20 protein-coding genes are annotated in these 16,100 nt (G+C 62.6%); 11 read left to right on the forward strand and 9 right to left on the reverse strand.

Annotated features, from left to right (window positions below):
• Positions 1–3: 3 nt before the first annotated feature.
• From hslU to hslV, 5 genes are read right to left on the reverse strand one after another with little or no spacing between them, the layout of a single operon-like run.
• Positions 4–1,311 (reverse strand): ATP-dependent protease ATPase subunit HslU, encoded by a 1,308-nt coding sequence (hslU, locus tag AC1DLV_RS18395; RefSeq protein ID WP_476801336.1) that lies wholly within the window; start codon positions 1,309–1,311, stop codon positions 4–6.
• Between the two features lie 29 nt (positions 1,312–1,340).
• Positions 1,341–2,411, reverse strand: coding sequence for a hypothetical protein (locus tag AC1DLV_RS18400; RefSeq protein WP_476801337.1), 1,071 nt, complete (start codon positions 2,409–2,411; stop codon positions 1,341–1,343).
• Positions 2,411–3,013, reverse strand: coding sequence for a DUF2585 domain-containing protein (locus tag AC1DLV_RS18405; protein WP_476783247.1), 603 nt, complete (start codon positions 3,011–3,013; stop codon positions 2,411–2,413). The genes AC1DLV_RS18400 and AC1DLV_RS18405 overlap by 1 nt, the downstream gene beginning before the upstream one ends.
• Positions 3,010–3,531, reverse strand: coding sequence for a GNAT family N-acetyltransferase (locus AC1DLV_RS18410; protein ID WP_476801338.1), 522 nt, complete (start codon positions 3,529–3,531; stop codon positions 3,010–3,012). Before AC1DLV_RS18410 ends, AC1DLV_RS18405 begins: the two co-directional genes overlap by 4 nt.
• On the reverse strand, positions 3,521–4,069 hold the full coding sequence (gene hslV, locus AC1DLV_RS18415; protein ID WP_109578294.1) for an ATP-dependent protease subunit HslV: 549 nt from the start codon (positions 4,067–4,069) through the stop codon (positions 3,521–3,523). Before hslV ends, AC1DLV_RS18410 begins: the two co-directional genes overlap by 11 nt.
• A 299-nt stretch (positions 4,070–4,368) precedes the next feature.
• Between hslV and hisB the strand changes: the two genes are divergently transcribed.
• From hisB to coaA, 8 genes are read left to right on the forward strand one after another with little or no spacing between them, the layout of a single operon-like run.
• Positions 4,369–4,968, forward strand: coding sequence for an imidazoleglycerol-phosphate dehydratase HisB (gene hisB / locus AC1DLV_RS18420; RefSeq protein WP_476801339.1), 600 nt, complete (start codon positions 4,369–4,371; stop codon positions 4,966–4,968).
• 2 nt (positions 4,969–4,970) lie between these two features.
• A complete protein-coding gene (locus AC1DLV_RS18425) occupies positions 4,971–5,447 on the forward strand; it encodes a DUF2628 domain-containing protein (protein WP_476801340.1) in 477 nt (158 codons plus the stop codon).
• Position 5,448: 1 nt separating this feature from the next.
• Positions 5,449–6,099: an imidazole glycerol phosphate synthase subunit HisH gene (hisH, locus tag AC1DLV_RS18430; protein WP_476801341.1), complete on the forward strand. Its 651-nt coding sequence runs from the start codon at positions 5,449–5,451 to the stop codon at positions 6,097–6,099.
• Entirely contained in the window at positions 6,096–6,389 is a 294-nt protein-coding gene (locus AC1DLV_RS18435) for a DUF1330 domain-containing protein (RefSeq protein ID WP_476801342.1), read from the forward strand. The genes hisH and AC1DLV_RS18435 overlap by 4 nt, the downstream gene beginning before the upstream one ends.
• Positions 6,390–6,391: 2 nt before the next feature.
• Complete coding sequence (gene hisA / locus AC1DLV_RS18440; RefSeq protein WP_476801343.1) at positions 6,392–7,156, forward strand: 1-(5-phosphoribosyl)-5-[(5-phosphoribosylamino)methylideneamino]imidazole-4-carboxamide isomerase; 765 nt, start codon at positions 6,392–6,394, stop codon at positions 7,154–7,156.
• The gene (hisF, locus tag AC1DLV_RS18445) at positions 7,153–7,938 is read left to right on the forward strand and encodes an imidazole glycerol phosphate synthase subunit HisF (protein WP_476801344.1); all 786 of its coding nucleotides are present in this window, start codon (positions 7,153–7,155) and stop codon (positions 7,936–7,938) included. The genes hisA and hisF overlap by 4 nt, the downstream gene beginning before the upstream one ends.
• 15 nt (positions 7,939–7,953) lie before the next feature.
• On the forward strand, positions 7,954–8,280 hold the full coding sequence (locus AC1DLV_RS18450; protein WP_476801345.1) for a phosphoribosyl-ATP diphosphatase: 327 nt from the start codon (positions 7,954–7,956) through the stop codon (positions 8,278–8,280).
• 30 nt (positions 8,281–8,310) lie between these two features.
• Positions 8,311–9,273: a type I pantothenate kinase gene (gene coaA / locus AC1DLV_RS18455; RefSeq protein ID WP_476801346.1), complete on the forward strand. Its 963-nt coding sequence runs from the start codon at positions 8,311–8,313 to the stop codon at positions 9,271–9,273.
• Between the two features lie 59 nt (positions 9,274–9,332).
• On the opposite strand, the gene AC1DLV_RS18460 is transcribed toward coaA, so the two are convergent.
• From AC1DLV_RS18460 to AC1DLV_RS18475, 4 genes are all read right to left on the reverse strand, one after another.
• A complete protein-coding gene (locus tag AC1DLV_RS18460) occupies positions 9,333–9,950 on the reverse strand; it encodes an alpha-ketoglutarate-dependent dioxygenase AlkB family protein (RefSeq protein ID WP_476801347.1) in 618 nt (205 codons plus the stop codon).
• A 96-nt stretch (positions 9,951–10,046) separates the two neighbouring features.
• Complete coding sequence (gene lysM, locus AC1DLV_RS18465; RefSeq protein WP_476801348.1) at positions 10,047–10,562, reverse strand: peptidoglycan-binding protein LysM; 516 nt, start codon at positions 10,560–10,562, stop codon at positions 10,047–10,049.
• A gap of 80 nt (positions 10,563–10,642) precedes the next feature.
• A complete protein-coding gene (arfB, locus tag AC1DLV_RS18470; RefSeq protein WP_476801349.1) occupies positions 10,643–11,080 on the reverse strand; it encodes an alternative ribosome rescue aminoacyl-tRNA hydrolase ArfB in 438 nt (145 codons plus the stop codon).
• An 87-nt stretch (positions 11,081–11,167) separates the two neighbouring features.
• Positions 11,168–12,778 (reverse strand): phosphoenolpyruvate carboxykinase, encoded by a 1,611-nt coding sequence (locus AC1DLV_RS18475; protein WP_476836206.1) that lies wholly within the window; start codon positions 12,776–12,778, stop codon positions 11,168–11,170.
• Between the two features lie 359 nt (positions 12,779–13,137).
• Between AC1DLV_RS18475 and AC1DLV_RS18480 the strand changes: the two genes are divergently transcribed.
• Genes AC1DLV_RS18480 through AC1DLV_RS18490 form a run of 3 tightly spaced genes read left to right on the forward strand, consistent with a single transcriptional unit; the run spans position 13,138 to position 16,088 of the window.
• Positions 13,138–13,839: a response regulator transcription factor gene (locus tag AC1DLV_RS18480; protein ID WP_476781684.1), complete on the forward strand. Its 702-nt coding sequence runs from the start codon at positions 13,138–13,140 to the stop codon at positions 13,837–13,839.
• Positions 13,840–13,867: 28 nt separating this feature from the next.
• Complete coding sequence (locus AC1DLV_RS18485) at positions 13,868–15,643, forward strand: stimulus-sensing domain-containing protein (RefSeq protein WP_476801443.1); 1,776 nt, start codon at positions 13,868–13,870, stop codon at positions 15,641–15,643.
• 13 nt (positions 15,644–15,656) lie between these two features.
• The gene (locus AC1DLV_RS18490; protein ID WP_476801444.1) at positions 15,657–16,088 is read left to right on the forward strand and encodes an HPr kinase/phosphorylase; all 432 of its coding nucleotides are present in this window, start codon (positions 15,657–15,659) and stop codon (positions 16,086–16,088) included.
• The last annotated feature ends 12 nt before the right edge of the window (positions 16,089–16,100 follow it).

A 16,100-nucleotide genomic window follows, 5' to 3' on the forward strand; every position in this document is an offset into this window, starting at 1 on the left:
GCTTTAAAGGATGAAACGCGACAAATCTGTGTTCCTGGAGAGATCGCCGACGTGCTTTTCGACATAGGCCGCGTCGATCTTCACAGTCGTGCCGTTGCGATCGGGCGCGTCATAGGAGACCTCGTCGAGAACACGCTCCATCACCGTCTGCAAACGCCTGGCGCCGATATTCTCGACACTGCCGTTGAGGTCGACCGCGATGCCGGCGAGCGCGTCGATGGCGTCGTCGGTGAATTCGAGGTTGACGCCCTCGGTCGCCATCAAAGCGATATACTGCTTGATCAGGCTGGCTTCGGTCTCGGTCAGGATGCGAACGAAATCGTTCTTCTCCAGCGCCCGCAGCTCAACGCGGATCGGCAAGCGGCCCTGAAGCTCCGGCAGGAGATCCGAAGGCTTGGAGATGTGGAACGCACCCGAAGCGATGAACAGGATGTGGTCGGTCTTCACCTGCCCATATTTGGTCGCAACCGTCGTGCCCTCGACCAGCGGCAGCAGATCGCGCTGCACGCCTTCACGCGAGGGGCCGCCGGAGACGTCGCCACGCGCAATCTTGTCGATCTCGTCGAGGAAGACGATGCCTTCGTTCTCGGTCACTTCGAGCGCGCGCCGCACCACCTCATCCTGGTCGAGCAGCTTGTCGGACTCATCGCCGATCAGCAGTGCGTAGGATTCCTTGACGGAGGTCTTGCGCGTCTTGGTGCGCTGGCCGCCCATCGCCTTTTGCAGCATGTCGTTGATATTGAGCACGCCGACATTGCCGCCCGGCATGCCGGGGATATCGAAGCTCGGCATGCCGCCTGTGCCGCTATCGGCGACCTCGATTTCGATTTCCTTGTCGTCGAGCTCGCCGTCGCGCAGCTTCTTGCGGAAACTATCGCGGGTCGCCGGGCTTGCCGTCTTGCCCACGAGGGCTTCCAGCACGCGCTCTTCGGCGTTGACATGGGCACGCGCCTTGACGTCTTCGCGCATCTTCTCGCGCACCAGGCCGATGGCAATCTCGACCAGATCGCGGATGATCTGCTCGACGTCGCGGCCGACATAGCCGACTTCGGTGAACTTGGTCGCCTCGACCTTGACGAAAGGCGCGCCTGCAAGCTTCGCCAGGCGGCGCGAGATCTCGGTCTTGCCGACGCCGGTGGGTCCGATCATCAGGATGTTCTTGGGCATGACCTCTTCGCGCATCTGGCCTTCCAGCTGCTGGCGGCGCCAGCGGTTGCGCAGCGCGATCGCCACGGCGCGCTTGGCGTCCTTCTGGCCGATGATGAAGCGGTCGAGTTCTGAAACGATCTCACGGGGAGAAAATGTTGACATAGCGATACTCTTGAATACTCGGTTGTGGCTTATGTATGGGCTGGAAGCCGGCGCGCAAGGGCACCTGGCAGCAGCGGCACAAGGCCCCGGCGTAGCGTATGCCAGCCAGCGCTGAGCAGCAGCACAAGCGCGCCAAGCACCAGCATGGTGAGTGGCACGACGCTGTCGGAAAGCCCCGCCTTGACGACCAACGCACCGAAGGCGAAGCCGGCATAAGACAGGCCCGAGACCAAAATGGCCCGCCTGTCGACCACAAGCGCAACGAAGGCCAGCCCGATGAAGATCGCCAGGATGCTCCAGGCCGAACCCGCTTCAGTGCCATCCTGTCCGACCAGTCCGCTGACCAGCGGATGCACGATCAGCGGTGCTGCCAGCATGTGCAGCCAAAATGCGATGTCGGTGCGACGGGTTTGGCGCAGCGGATCGCTGAGGTCGAAACGCATGGCAAGCGTAAACACGGCAAGGCCGCAGGCCAGCAGCAGCGGCTTGGCGGCCTGGATGGCGAAATCGGGTGCCGCCATGAAAAGAAGCCCGACGGCGGAGGCGACAAGGGCCGCGACGCCGGCTGCGATCGTCACCGGCACGCGGAAACGCCAGTAGTGCAGCCAAGCCGCCCCAGCGGTAACAAGACCGGCAACGACGATCGGCGAGCCGCCGTGGTTGCCGAGGCCCATGCCGAAGCTCTGGCTGGGGTTGAAGGCTGCCGCCACCGCCGAAAAGACCGCTCCGGCATAGACCAGAAGCAACACGATGCTGGGCAGCGCCATGCGCTGCTTGCGGGTGAAGTACTCGGCCAGAAGCCAGCTCGCCACGGCGATGACAACGAACATGCCGGTGTTGCCGATCATGTCGCCGGAGAAATAGCCCAGGGCGCCCAAGAACAGCCCAAGGCCGATGGTGACGAAGATGTCGCTGAAACCGCTGATGAAACGAAACCTCTCGTCGTCATGCGGTTCCCTGTCGAAGGCGGGCGTTCTGGCGCTTTCCAGATCGCGCAGGCCTTGCGCCTGCGCGGCCGTCACCAGCCCGTTCGCCACTGCGGTGCGCAGCGCGTCGGGCGAAATGGCGAGCATGTCGGGCGGTGTCGAAGACTCGTTCACTACAGGATACCCGCCTGCCAATGCTTGATCGTATCGAGCGGATAAACCAGCATGATGACGTTGAGCGTCAGGTTGTCACGGATGACATAACCGACGCCGATTTCGAAGATGACGGCCAAGGCAACGACGCTCCAGACCGGAAGCCGCGCGGCCATGAAGAAGCCCAGCACCATGGCCAGCGTGTCGAACACCGAGTTCAGGACGCTGTCGCCGTAATAGTCGAGGGAAATGGTGCCCTCGCGGTAGCGGTTGATGATGAAATCGCTGTTTTCGACCAGCTCCCACGCCACTTCGATGCCGATGGCGACCGCAAGGCGGAAACCAAGCGAACTCTTGGGCGCGAGCCAGGTCAGCAGCGCGTAGAACAGGAATCCGTGGATGATATGCGAGAAGGTGTACCAGTCGGAGATGTGCTGGGAGTTCTCCGAACTCATCACGACGCCCTGCCACAGCTTGACGTAGCCGCATTTGCAGATTGCCGGGTGGCCCATCCAGTAAAGCGCCACCGCCTGTCCTGCGATCAGCAAGGCAGCCACAAGCAGCCACCAGCCCAGCTTCTCGCGTTGCCCGGCTGCCGCCTCCTCCCCTTGCGCAAGCATCATTCGTCGAAATCCCCCTCTTCGGCATCGCGCGCCATCATCAGCGTCGGACCGTAAATCGACGTTCGCGTATCGAAAGCCACGAAGCCAGCTTTTTCATAAGCGCGGATGGCCCGTTTGTTCGCCGGATTAGGATCGATGATCACGCGCGGCACGCCTTCCTCGAACAGTTCGTCGACGAATTGCCGGATGATGGCCGCACCATGACCCTTGCCGACCAGGTCCGGCACGCCGATCGACAAGTCGATGCCGAGCGTGCCGAATGGCTGGTCCTGGTAGGGGTGGTCGTCCTCCATATGCGGGTCGTAGCTCTGGAGGTAGCCGATCGGCTTGCCGTTCAGCTCGACGATCAGCGGCTCGACCGAGATGCTGTCGATGTGCTCCTCGATCGCTGCGATCTCGTCTTCGGGATGGCTCCACCATTCGGCGACGTGCGGCTGGGCCAACCATGCCTTGATCATCGGCAGGTCGGCCTTGGTCACCGGACGGAAGTCGTAGCGCGCGGTTGCCTCAATCGGCATCGAGCGTTTCGATCACGAAGCTGTGGTTGGTGTAGACGCAAATGTCGGCCGCGATCTGCATCGCCTTGCGGGCGATCTCCTCGGCGTCCTTGTCGGTGTCCATCAGCGCGCGCGCTGCAGCCAGCGCATAGTTGCCGCCCGAGCCGATGGCCATGACGCCGAATTCCGGCTCCAGCACGTCGCCGGTGCCGGTCAGCGCCAGCGAGACATTCTTGTCGGCGACCAGCATCATTGCTTCGAGGCGGCGCAAATAGCGGTCGGTGCGCCAGTCTTTGGCGAGCTCGACGCAGGCGCGCGTCAGCTGGTCTGGATATTGCTCAAGCTTGGCTTCGAGGCGTTCGAGAAGGGTGAAGGCGTCGGCGGTGGCGCCGGCAAACCCAGCGATGACATTGCCCTTGCCGAGGCGGCGCACCTTGCGGGCATTGCCCTTCATGATGGTCTGGCCGAGGCTGACCTGGCCGTCGCCGGCGATGACCACCTTGTTGCCCTTGCGCACGGTCACGATGGTTGTGGCGTGCATACTTTGTTCACTGGACATATGTTGCTCCGATGGCGCGCGGCCCCTTTGCGGCAGCTTGCGCGTTACGAGTGGAAGTTCGATCTTATGTATGACGCGGCGCAAGGAATGCAAATCCTCGCCGCCTATGACGAAATGCCCTTTCGCGACGATTGGCAAGCGGTCGCTCATGCTGCTAATACAGCGCCGCGCGTCCACTTGGACGCGCAAAGGACGCTGTAACAGTTTGAATCTGGTGCATGATCCTTTCCGAAAATCGGGACCGATTTTCGGAAAGGATCATGCACTAGGCTCTCGTTTTTGAGGACAAGGATCCGCCAATGGCCCCCCGTTCCGCCGAAGTCAGCCGCAAGACCAAGGAAACCGAGATTGCCGTCTCGGTCCATGTCGATGGCACCGGCCGTTCGGAAATGTCGACTGGCGTCGGTTTCTTCGACCACATGCTCGACCAGCTGTCGCGCCATTCGCTGATCGACATGAAGGTTTCGGCCAAGGGCGATCTGCACATCGACGATCACCACACCGTCGAGGATTGCGGCATCGCGATCGGCCAGGCGCTATCCAAGGCGCTCGGCGAACGTCGCGGCATCATGCGCTACGCCTCGATCGACCTGGCCATGGACGAGACGCTGACGCGGGCGGCGATCGACGTGTCGGGCCGCCCCTTCCTGGTCTGGAACGTTAACTTCTCGGCACCCAAGATCGGCACCTTCGACACCGAGCTGGTGCGCGAATTCTTCCAGGCGTTGGCCCAGAACGCCGGCATCACCTTGCATGTCACCAATCATTACGGTGCCAACAACCATCATATCGCCGAAACCTGCTTCAAGGCCGTGGCGCGCGCGCTGCGCATGGCCCTTGAAAGCGACCCGCGCCAGCCTGACGCAGTACCCTCGACCAAGGGCAGCCTGAAGGGATAGCCATGGCCATCCATGTCGTCATGGAGCCGCCTGCTTCGGCAGGAAAAAACGCTTCGGAAGCTGCCGTCTTTATCCGAGACGGCTTTTACATCCTCGGCTTCGTCGTGCCGCTGCTTTGGCTTTTGTGGCATCGCCTCTGGCTCGAAGCGGCGGTGACGCTTGCCGCCACGATGGCGCTTGCTGTCGCCAGCGAAGCTGCGGGGCTTACCTTTGCCGCACCGCTGCTGCCGCTGCTGATTTCGCTCTATGTCGGGCTCGAAGGTGGCGCCTTGCGTATCGCCGCCCTTCGCCGTGCCGGCTGGCACCAGTGGGGCGTGATCGAGGCCGACAGCATCGAGGATGCCGAGACGCGCTACCTCTTCGCCGGAGAACCTGGCGAAGAGCCTGCGCCGGCTGCTGTCACCATCTCCCCTGCCACGCACCGGCCTCAACCTGCTGGCGGAGCGCTCGGCCTGCTGCATTATCCCGGAAGACACTGACATGCGCGTTGCCATCATCGACTACGGTTCGGGCAATCTGCGCTCGGCGACCAAGGCCTTCGAGCGCGCCGCCCGCGAAGCCGGCATATCGGCTGAGATCGACCTGACCGCGGACGCCGAACGTGTGCGCACCGCCGACCGCATCGTCTTGCCCGGCGTTGGCGCCTATGCCGATTGCGCGCGCGGGTTGCGTGCCGTGGACGGCATGTGGGATGCGGTCGAAGAGGTCGCCATCCACAAGGCGCGGCCGTTCCTCGGCATCTGCGTCGGCATGCAATTGATGTCGGAGCGCGGGCTTGAAAAGACCGTCACACAAGGCTTTGGCTGGATTGCCGGCGACGTCAAGGAGATCACGCCGTCCGACCCGTCGCTCAAGATTCCGCAGATTGGCTGGAACACGATTCACGTGAAACATGCCCATCCGGTGTTCGATGGCATCGCCACCGGACCGACCGGCCTGCACGCCTATTTCGTGCATTCCTACCATCTCGACGCGACCAACGAGAAGCAGGTGCTGGCGACCGCCGACTATGGTGGCCAGGTCACCGCTGCGGTTTCGCGCGACAACCTTGTCGGCACGCAGTTTCATCCCGAAAAGAGCCAGGCGCTTGGCCTCGGCCTCATTGCCAATTTCTTGAGGTGGAAGCCATGACGACGAAAAAGGGCTACTGGATGGCGATGGTGGAGATCACCAACCCCGAGGCCTATCCGGCCTACATCGCGGCCAACCTTGCGGCGATCGCCCCATACGGCGCCAAGCTTCTGGTGCGCGGCGGCCAGTACGACCAGCCCGAAGGCCCGACCGGCAACCGCCATGTCCTGGTCGAATTCGAATCCTACGAGCAGGCGATCGCCTGCTACCACTCACCTGCATACCAGGAAGTCGTGAAGCTGCGGCACGCAGCTTCCGTCGGCAAGTTTGTCATCGTCGAAGGCGTCTGAGCATGATCCTTTTCCCCGCCATCGACCTCAAGGACGGCCAGTGCGTGCGCCTCAAGCTCGGCGACATGGACCAGGCGACCGTCTACAATGACGACCCGGGCGCCCAGGCGAAAGCCTTCGAGGACCAGGGTTTCGAGTGGCTGCATGTGGTTGACTTGAACGGCGCCTTCGCCGGCGCAAGTGTCAATGGTTCGGCGGTCGAGGCGATCTTGAAAGCGACCAAGAATCCGGTCCAGCTCGGCGGCGGCATTCGTTCGCTCGATCATATCGAGAGCTGGCTTTCGAAGGGCCTTGCCCGCGTCATCTTGGGCACGGTCGCCGTTCGCGATCCTGAACTGGTCAAGGAAGCCTGCAGGAAATTCCCCGGCAAGGTCGCTGTCGGCATCGACGCCAAGGGCGGCAAGGTCGCCGTCGAAGGCTGGGCCGAAGCCTCAAGCCTTGGTGTCGTCGAGCTTGCCAAAAAATTCGAGGGTGCCGGCGTCGCCGCCATCATCTACACCGACATCGACCGCGATGGCGTGCTGGCCGGCATCAACTGGGATTCGACCATCGATCTCGCCGAGGCCGTATCGATCCCGGTCATTGCCTCGGGCGGCCTCGCCTCAATCGCCGATATCGTGCGCATGACCATGCCGGATGCCAAGAAGCTCGAAGGTGCTGTTTCCGGCCGTGCTCTCTACGACGGCCGCATCGATCCGACCGAAGCGCTCGCCATTCTGCGCGGCACGCTCAAGCCAGAGCCCGGACTGTTCGAGGAACGGAAATGACCCTCAAAGCCCGCGTAATTCCTTGCCTCGACGTCAAGGACGGCCGTGTCGTCAAGGGTGTCCAGTTCGTCGATCTGATCGACGCCGGCGATCCGGTCGAGGCCGCCAAGGCTTATGACGCGGCCGGTGCCGACGAGCTCTGCTTCCTCGACATCACCGCTTCGTCGGACAATCGCGAGACCATCTTCGACGTCATTTCCCGCACCGCCGAACAATGCTTCATGCCGTTGACCGTCGGTGGCGGCGTGCGCCAGGTTTCCGACATCCGCAAGCTGCTTCTGGCCGGCGCCGACAAGGTGTCGATCAACACGGCGGCGGTGAAGAACCCCTCCTTCGTCGCCGAGGCCGCCGACAAGTTCGGCAACCAGTGCATCGTCGTTGCCATCGACGCCAAGAAGGTGTCGGCTGCAAACGAAGCTGACCGCTGGGAGATATTCACCCATGGCGGGCGCGAGCGCACCGGCATCGACGCCGTCGAATTCGCCCGCAAGGTCGTCGACCTTGGGGCCGGCGAAATCCTGCTCACCTCGATGGACCGCGACGGCACCAAGATCGGCTACGATTTAGCCCTGACCCGGGCCGTGGCGGATGCGGTGCGCGCGCCGGTCATCGCCTCGGGCGGCGTCGGCAATCTCGACCACATGGTCGAAGGCATCCGCGAGGGCCATGCGACGGCCGTGCTTGCCGCCTCGATCTTCCATTTTGGCACCTACACCATTGCCGAGGCCAAGGCCCACATGGCAAAAGCGGGTCTGCCGATGCGGCTCGATCCCATTGGCTGAGCTACCGAGGCAATGATGAGTGCATTCTCCCTTTCCGACCTGGAAAAGATCGTCTCCGAGCGCGCGCGTTCGGGCGACGCCAATTCATGGACGGCCAAGCTCTATCAAAGCGGCATGGAACGCGCGGCCAAGAAGCTCGGCGAAGAGGCGGTCGAAACCGTCATCGCCGCGGTCAAGGGCGACGATAGCGCCCTCGTTTCGGAAAGCGCTGATCTCCTTTATCATTGGCTCGTCGTGCTGGCTGTAGCCGGCATTCCGATGGCGGAGGTGATGGCCGAGCTGGAGCGGCGCACGTCGCAATCCGGAATCGCCGAAAAGGCCTCGCGGAAGAACGAGGGCTGACCGCTGGTCAGGTCCCGCAGGGGAGGTTCGATGGATCAGCTCGCGCCGTCGGAGAAATATTCTCCATACTGGTTCTTCTCAGCCGAGCATTGGGCCGGCTTCGGCGCCGACATGTCGATGACCTTGACCCAGGACGAGGTCGGGCGTCTGAGCTCGATGTACGAGCCGATCGACCTTGAGGAAGTCCGGCGCATCTACCTGTCGCTGTCACGCCTGCTGTCGGCCCATGTCGAGACCAGCCAGCAGCTGTTTCGCCAGCGCCAGCGCTTCTTCAACTCCGAAAAGAAGGGCACCAAGACACCCTTCATCATCGGCATGGCTGGGTCGGTCGCCGTCGGCAAGTCGACCACCGCGCGTATCCTGAAGGAGCTACTCACGCGCTGGCCGTCGAGCCCGAAGGTCGATCTGGTCACCACCGACGGCTTCCTCTACCCCAACGAGGTGTTGCGGCGCGACAATCTGATGGAACGCAAGGGCTTTCCCGACAGCTACGATGTCGGCGCCCTGCTGCGCTTCCTCTCGGCCATCAAGTCGGGCCAACCGAATGTGCGGGCGCCGGTTTATTCGCACCTGACCTACGACGTGATGCCGGGCGAGTTCGTCACCGTCGACCGGCCCGATATCCTGATCTTCGAGGGCATCAATGTGCTGCAGCCGCGCGAGCTGCCCAAGGATGGCAACTTCGTGCCCTTCGTCTCCGACTTCTTCGACTTCTCGATCTATATCGATGCCGATGAGCAGGTGATCCACGAGTGGTACATCGACCGCTTCATGCGGCTGCGCGAGACCGCCTTCCGCAATCCGCAGTCCTTCTTCCATCGTTACTCGCAGCTGTCGGAAGATGCGGCGCGGGCCATCGCCGAGGGGCTGTGGGCCAATATCAATTTGAAGAACCTGCGCGAGAACATCTTGCCGACGCGCCCGCGCGCCGATCTGATCCTCAAGAAGGGTGCCGGGCACCTGGTCGAGGAAGTGGCGATCCGCAAGCTCTGAGGGCTTTTGTTGGAGCATGATCTTTTCCGAAAACCGGCATCCACTTTTCGGGATCATGCTCAGGCCGGCTTCGTCACCCGCCGCAGGGTCAGGTTGATCCGACCGCCCTGCTTCAGCAACGCCGACGTCATCGGGTAGATGCGGTCGACGCCATGGAAGGCGAGCCGCCCCTCCCCGCCCAGCACGACGATGTCGCCGCTCTCCAGCCTGAACGAAACCGTCCGGTCGTCGCGTTTGGTGCCCCCGACGCGAAACAGGCAGGCATCGCCGAGTGATACCGAAACCACAGGTGCTGAAAACTCGCGCTCGTCGCGGTCCTGGTGCAGGCCCATCTTGGCCGCATCGGTGTAGAAATTGACGAGGCAAGCTTCGGGCGGGTGCGGATAGCCCGACACTTCGCGCCACAACGCCAGAAGCGCATCGGGGATCGGCGGCCATGGTTCGCCCGTCACCGGATGCTCGGGCTGGTAGCGATAGCCGCGCTCCTTGTCGGTGACCCAGCCGAGCGAGCCGCAATTGGTCATCCGCACGCTCATTTCCTTGCCGGTCTTGGGCATGGCTGGTGTGTAGAGCGGTGCTGCTTTCACCACCTCGCGTATGCTTTCGACCAGGCCTTCCTGCACTTCGCGTGAGAGAAAGCCGGGCATATGGCGGACGCCTTTGGGCAATACGAGCACGTTTGAGCTGCCTTGTTCGATCTGGCCGTCCAGAATGCCACCTGAAAAGCAAAACGGCGACCCGAAAGCCGCCGTTGCGCATCATGAAAGCTTGTATCAGGCCGTGGCGATTTCGGGGATGCGCAGCACCTGGCCGGGATAGATCTTGTCGGGGTGCGTCAGCATCGGCTTGTTGGCCTCGAAGATGACGGTGTATTTCGACGCCTTGCCCTTGCCGTACTGTGCCTCGGCGATCTTCGACAGGTTGTCGCCCTTCTTGACGGTGTAGAACACCGGCGCCTTGGCAGGGGTCGCTGCCTTGACCAGCTCGGTCATGTCGACCTTGCCGTCGAGCTTGAGGCCGGAGTCAGGCGCTACGACCTTGAGCTCGTCGGCCTGCACCTTGGAGACGCCCAGCGTGTTGCCGACGGCGATGACCGCCTTTTCGAAGATCGACTGGTCCTTGACCACGCCGGTCAGCACGGCAGTGTCGCCCTTGACCACAACCTGGACGTTGTCAGTGCCGAGCTTGTGAGAGTCGAGTTCCTTCTTCAGCGTGTCGGCGCTCGGAGCCTCATCGTCGCCGAAACCAAGCTTCTTGCCGACATTCTTGACGAAATCGAACATGCCCATTCGTGATCTCCCTTGCTGTGGCAGTTGCCGAAGCTTGGCATCTGCAAAACCAAATTGGAAGCACGATCAGTGCTTGACGTTTAATCGCCGTCGACCCGGCCGCGCAGCTTCTTGACTGTCGACCGCCCGGACTTGGACTTGAGGCGCCGTTCGACCGAGCCTTTTGTCGGCCTGGTCTTCTTGCGTGGCGGCGGTGGCGGCTCGGCTGCCTTGGCGACGAGTGCCGTCAGCCTGGCCCGCGCGTCGGCCCGGTTCTGCTCCTGGGTGCGGTAGCGTCCGGCCTCGATGACGATGACGCCGTCCTTGGTCGCGCGCTGGCCGGCGAGCTTGATCGTGCGTTCGCGCACCCGCTCGGGCAGCCCCGGGGCGTTTGCGGCATCGAAGCGCAGCTGAACGGCGGTAGCCACCTTGTTGACGTTCTGGCCGCCCGGCCCCGACGAGCGGATGAAGTTCTCTTCGATGTCATCGGGATGGATGACCACGTCATTGGCTATGAAAATCTTGTCGTCGGCGCTCATGCGCCAAGTCATGCCGTGTAGTCGCCGAAAAGAAAAGGCCCGGCTTTTGGCCGGGCCTTGAACGTTACGTTTCGAAAATCGCTCGGATTACTCGGCGGCTTGCTGGGTGCGTGGTGCGGCACCGCGCACGGCGGCGTCGACATGGCTTTCGAACTTGCCGAAATTGTCGATGAACATCGACACCAGCTTCTTGGCCTGGCGGTCATAGGCGGCAGCATCAGCCCAGGTCGAACGCGGGTCGAGGATCTTGCTGTCGACGCCGGGAACCGAGACCGGAACGGCGAAGCCGAAATTGGCGTCGGTGCGGAATTCGACCGTGTTGAGCGAGCCGTCGAGGGCCGCCGACAAAAGTGCGCGCGTCGCCTTGATCGGCATGCGCGAGCCCACGCCATAGGCACCGCCAGTCCAGCCGGTATTGACCAGCCAGCAGTCGACGCCGTGGTCGGCGATCAGCTGGCGCAGCAGGTTGCCGTATTCGCTGGGGTGCCTCGGCATGAAAGGTGCGCCGAAGCAGGTCGAGAATGTCGCTTCCGGCTCGGTCACGCCGCGCTCGGTGCCAGCCACCTTGGCAGTGTAGCCCGACAGGAAGTGATACATCGCCTGTGCTGGGGTCAGCTTGGCGATGGGCGGCATCACGCCGAAGGCGTCGGCCGTCAGCATGATGATGTTCTTGGGGTGGCTGGCGAGGCCGGTGGCACTGGCGTTCGGGATGAAGTCCAGCGGATAGGCGCAACGGGTGTTTTCGGTGCGCGAGCCGTCGTTGAAGTCCGGCACGCGGTTTTCGTCCAGGACGACGTTTTCGAGCACCGTGCCGAAGCGACGGGTCGTTGCGAAGATTTCCGGCTCGGCTTCGGCCGACAGGCGGATGGTCTTGGCGTAGCAGCCGCCTTCGAAATTGAAGATGCCGTCCGGGCCCCAGCCATGCTCGTCGTCGCCGATCAGCGTGCGCTTGGGATCGGCCGACAGCGTCGTCTTGCCGGTGCCCGACAGGCCAAAGAAGATGGCGGCGTCGCCATCGGGGCCCTCATTGGCCGAGCAGTGCATCGGCATGACGCCGCCCGCCGGCAGGATGTAGTTGAGTGCTGTGAACACCGACTTCTTCATTTCGCCGGCATATTCGGTGCCGCCGATCAGAACGATCATGCGCGTCAGGTCGACGGCGATCAGCGTCTCGCTGCGTCCGCCATGGCGCGCCTTGTCGGCGCGGAAGGACGGCAGGTCGATGATCGTCATCTTGGGCACGAAGCCCGCCAGCTCCGCCTCGTTGGGGCGAATGAGCAGGTTGCGGATGAACATCGAATGCCAGGCATATTCGGTGACGACGCGTGTCGGCAGGCACAGCGAGCGGTCGGCGCCGCCGATCAGGTCCTGCACGAACAGGTCCTTGTCGGCCGCATGCGCCAGGAAGTCGGCATGCAGGGCGTCGAACTGGGCCCGGGTCATCGCATTGTTGTTGTCCCACCAGACCTGAGCCTCGGTGTTTTCGTCCCGCACCACGAACTTGTCCTTGGGCGAGCGACCGGTGTACTGGCCGGTGTCGGCGACAAGCGCGCCATGCGCCGTCAGCTTTGCCTCGCCGCGGCGGATCGCCTCTTCGGCAAGCAGTGCCGGGCCAAAGTTGTAACGGACGGTACCCGAGGTTTTGAGCCCTGCTGTTTCAATCCCGCAATTGGGATTGCGCTTACCGATTTCCGACATTCGGGAACCCTCGTTCGATTTGACGCCAATGTCCGGTCTGCGGGCCGGACGCCGCTGTCCCGAGGGACTGAAGTCAGCCAGAAACAGAAAAACCGAGCGATTTCAAATCTTTAATCGATTTAAAAATTTTGAAATCTATCTAAATCGTTTAAAAGCCGGGGATGAGCCGGGCGTTGCCCTGGAAGCAGGCAGGTTTTTTGTTCGAGGTTCCGCACAGGCACCCCATATAGAGTGGGCACCGGTCGTGGCGGTTGCGCTCCTGGCGATCGGAGGGTATGCCACATTTTGTACCTAATTTGTCCTGCAAAAGCCCTGCTCCAAGCAGGAAGGGACACCCGCTCATGAGGGAGCCGCAGGAAATGGCAACGATCGCGCTTGTCGACGACGACCGCAACATTTTGACATCGGTTTCGATCGCGCTCGAGTCCGAGGGCTACCGGGTCGAGACCTACACCGACGGTGCTTCGGCACTTGAAGGCTTGGCTGCGCGTCCGCCGAACCTCGCCATCCTCGACATCAAGATGCCGCGCATGGACGGCATGGAGCTGTTGCGCCGGTTGCGCCAGAAGACCGACCTTCCGGTGATCTTCCTGACCTCCAAGGACGATGAGATCGACGAGCTGTTCGGCCTCAAGATGGGCGCGGACGATTTCATCCGTAAGCCGTTCTCGCAGCGGTTGCTGGTCGAACGCGTGCGCGCTGTCCTGCGCCGGGCAAGTGCCCGCGAAGCAGGTGTCAAGGCGCCGACCCAGCAGGCACGCTCGCTCGAGCGCGGCCAGCTGGTGATGGACCAGGAGCGCCACACCTGCACCTGGAAGGGCGAGCCGGTCGTGCTCACCGTCACCGAATTCCTGATCCTGCACTCGCTGGCGCAGCGTCCTGGCGTCGTCAAAAGCCGCGACGCTTTGATGGATTCGGCTTATGATGAGCAGGTCTATGTCGATGACCGCACCATCGACAGCCACATCAAGCGCCTGCGCAAGAAGTTCAAGGCCGTCGATGACGACTTCGAGATGATCGAAACGCTCTATGGTGTCGGCTACAGATTCCGCGAAGCGTGATATCGGCGGGGGCTGAGATCATATGGCGATGGAAGCAGAGATCAGCAAACCGGCGGCCGTTGCAAAACGACCGCGCGGACGCCTGCTGTTTCTCGACCGGGCCAGGATCAGGCTCGGCCGCCTGCTCGGCCACTACTTCTTTTCGAGCCTCACCCGCCGCATCCTGTTTCTCAACCTGGCCGGGTTGGCGGTTCTGGTCGCCGGCATCCTCTATCTCAACACGTTTCGCGACGGCCTGATCGGCGCTCGTGTCGAGAGCCTGATGACGCAGGGCGAGATCATCGCCGGTTCCATTGCCGCCTCGGCCACCGTCGAAACGGATTCGATCAGCATCGACCCCGAAAAGTTGCTCGAACTGCAGGCGGGCGAAACACTCGGCCCCGGCTCCGACCAACTCGACAGCCTCGACTTTCCGATCAATCCCGAACGCGTCGCGCCGCTGCTTCGCCGACTGATCTCACCGACCCGCACCCGCGCGCGCATCTATGATCGCGATGCCAATCTGCTGCTCGATTCGCGCCGTCTTTATTCTCACGGCCAAATCCTTCGCTACGACCTGCCGCCGGTCGAAGAAGAGCAGCCGACCGTCTTTGAACGGGTGCAGAAGTTCGTCTTCGGCTTTTTCCGTGACAACGCGCTGCCGGTCTACAAGGAGCAGCCCGGTGGCAACGGCGCGGCCTTCCCCGAAGTCGTGCAGGCGTTGACCGGTGGCCCGGCGACGATCGTCAGGGTCAGCGAACAGGGCGAGCAGATCGTCTCCGTCGCCGTCCCGATCCAGCGCTTCCGCGCCGTGCTTGGGGTGCTGATGCTGTCGACCGAAGGTGGCGACATCGACAAGATCGTTGCCGCCGAGCAGAAGGCCATTCTGCGCGTCTTTGGCGTTGCGGCCCTGGTCACTGCCATCCTTTCGATGCTGCTGGCATCGACAATCGCGACGCCCCTTCGCCGTCTTTCCGCTGCAGCCAATCGGGTTCGCCGTGGCGGCAAGAGCCGCGAGGAGATCCCCGATTTCTCCGACCGCCAGGACGAGATCGGCAATCTGTCGGTCGCCATACGCGACATGACCAACGCGCTCTACGCTCGCATCGAGGCCATCGAGAGTTTCGCCGCCGACGTTTCGCATGAGCTCAAGAACCCGCTGACCTCGCTACGCAGTGCGGTGGAAACGCTGCCGCTGGCCAAGAACGAGGACTCGCGCGCGCGTTTGATGGAGATCATCCAGCACGACGTCCGGCGCCTCGACCGCTTGATCACCGACATCTCCGACGCCTCGCGCCTCGATGCCGAGCTCGCGCGGGAAGACGCGAGCCGGGTCGATCTCAAGAGGTTCATCGGCGACCTGGTTTCAGTGTCGCGCGAGACCAGCCGCCACAAGAAGCCGGTCGAGATCGCGTTCAATGTCGCCAAGTTGCCGCCTGGGGTGAAGAACTACAATATCGTCGGCCACGATCTGCGTATCGGCCAGGTCATCACCAACCTGATCGAAAATGCCCGCTCCTTCGTGCCCGATGACCATGGCCATATCGCCATTTCGCTGGCGCGGGTCGGCAAGTTCAATGTCGTCACTGTCGAGGACAACGGTCCCGGAATCCGTGCGGAAAACATCGATCGTATCTTCGAGCGCTTTTACACTGACCGGCCGGCCGGCGAAGCCTTTGGCCAGAATTCGGGCCTGGGCCTGTCGATCAGCCGCCAGATCGTGGAAGCCCATGGCGGCACGCTGACGGCCGAAAACATCACCGGCACCAAGCCGGGCGAGATCAAGGGCGCCCGCTTCGTCGTCGCCTTCCCTGCGGAAAGCTGACGTGCCCGCCAACATGCATGCCACGGCGGTTGTGCTCGGCGATCGCGGCGTGCTGGTGACTGGACCCTCAGGCTCAGGCAAGACCGCGCTGGCTTTGGCGCTGGTCGAAAAGTCCCGCGCCTCTGGCAGTTTCGCCCGGCTGGTATCAGACGATCAGGTCTTTCTTTCGGCACATCAAGGCAGGCTTGTGTGCCACGCGCCGCCAACGATTGCCGGCCTTGTGGAAGTTCGCGGCCTCGGCCCCGTCCCTGTCGAACATGAGGTTGCGGCAGCCGTCGACCTGCTTGTCAGGCTGGTGCCGGCAAATGAGATGCAGCGGTTGCCTGAGACAGACAGCGAGCTTCTCTTGGGTTGCAGGGTCTCTAGGCAGATGCTCGCGGAGCGGGAAATCGCTGCGGCTGTGCCTGCCATATTGGCCCTGCTCGGCAATGGACTCTTCGCCTGAGCCTGCCCATTA

The sequence above is a fragment of the Aminobacter sp. 01T433 genome (genome assembly GCF_056398585.1).

Bases quoted from the DNA above. Each gene is read 5' to 3' on its own strand.
- AC1DLV_RS18405 (WP_476783247.1), bottom strand. From the start codon at position 3,013: ATGATGCTTGCGCAAGGGGAGGAGGCGGCAGCCGGGCAACGCGAGAAG.
- hisB (WP_476801339.1), top strand. From the start codon at position 4,369: ATGGCCCCCCGTTCCGCCGAAGTCAGCCGCAAGACCAAGGAAACCGAG.
- AC1DLV_RS18475 (WP_476836206.1), bottom strand. From the start codon at position 12,778: ATGTCGGAAATCGGTAAGCGCAATCCCAATTGCGGGATTGAAACAGCA.
- AC1DLV_RS18485 (WP_476801443.1), top strand. From the start codon at position 13,868: ATGGAAGCAGAGATCAGCAAACCGGCGGCCGTTGCAAAACGACCGCGC.
- coaA (WP_476801346.1), top strand. From the start codon at position 8,311: ATGGATCAGCTCGCGCCGTCGGAGAAATATTCTCCATACTGGTTCTTC.
- hslV (WP_109578294.1), bottom strand. From the start codon at position 4,069: ATGTCCAGTGAACAAAGTATGCACGCCACAACCATCGTGACCGTGCGC.
- AC1DLV_RS18480 (WP_476781684.1), top strand. From the start codon at position 13,138: ATGGCAACGATCGCGCTTGTCGACGACGACCGCAACATTTTGACATCG.
- arfB (WP_476801349.1), bottom strand. From the start codon at position 11,080: ATGAGCGCCGACGACAAGATTTTCATAGCCAATGACGTGGTCATCCAT.
- AC1DLV_RS18490 (WP_476801444.1), top strand. From the start codon at position 15,657: ATGCATGCCACGGCGGTTGTGCTCGGCGATCGCGGCGTGCTGGTGACT.
- AC1DLV_RS18425 (WP_476801340.1), top strand. From the start codon at position 4,971: ATGGCCATCCATGTCGTCATGGAGCCGCCTGCTTCGGCAGGAAAAAAC.
- hisH (WP_476801341.1), top strand. From the start codon at position 5,449: ATGCGCGTTGCCATCATCGACTACGGTTCGGGCAATCTGCGCTCGGCG.
- AC1DLV_RS18435 (WP_476801342.1), top strand. From the start codon at position 6,096: ATGACGACGAAAAAGGGCTACTGGATGGCGATGGTGGAGATCACCAAC.
- lysM (WP_476801348.1), bottom strand. From the start codon at position 10,562: ATGGGCATGTTCGATTTCGTCAAGAATGTCGGCAAGAAGCTTGGTTTC.
- hslU (WP_476801336.1), bottom strand. From the start codon at position 1,311: ATGTCAACATTTTCTCCCCGTGAGATCGTTTCAGAACTCGACCGCTTC.
- AC1DLV_RS18450 (WP_476801345.1), top strand. From the start codon at position 7,954: ATGAGTGCATTCTCCCTTTCCGACCTGGAAAAGATCGTCTCCGAGCGC.
- hisA (WP_476801343.1), top strand. From the start codon at position 6,392: ATGATCCTTTTCCCCGCCATCGACCTCAAGGACGGCCAGTGCGTGCGC.
- AC1DLV_RS18410 (WP_476801338.1), bottom strand. From the start codon at position 3,531: ATGCCGATTGAGGCAACCGCGCGCTACGACTTCCGTCCGGTGACCAAG.
- hisF (WP_476801344.1), top strand. From the start codon at position 7,153: ATGACCCTCAAAGCCCGCGTAATTCCTTGCCTCGACGTCAAGGACGGC.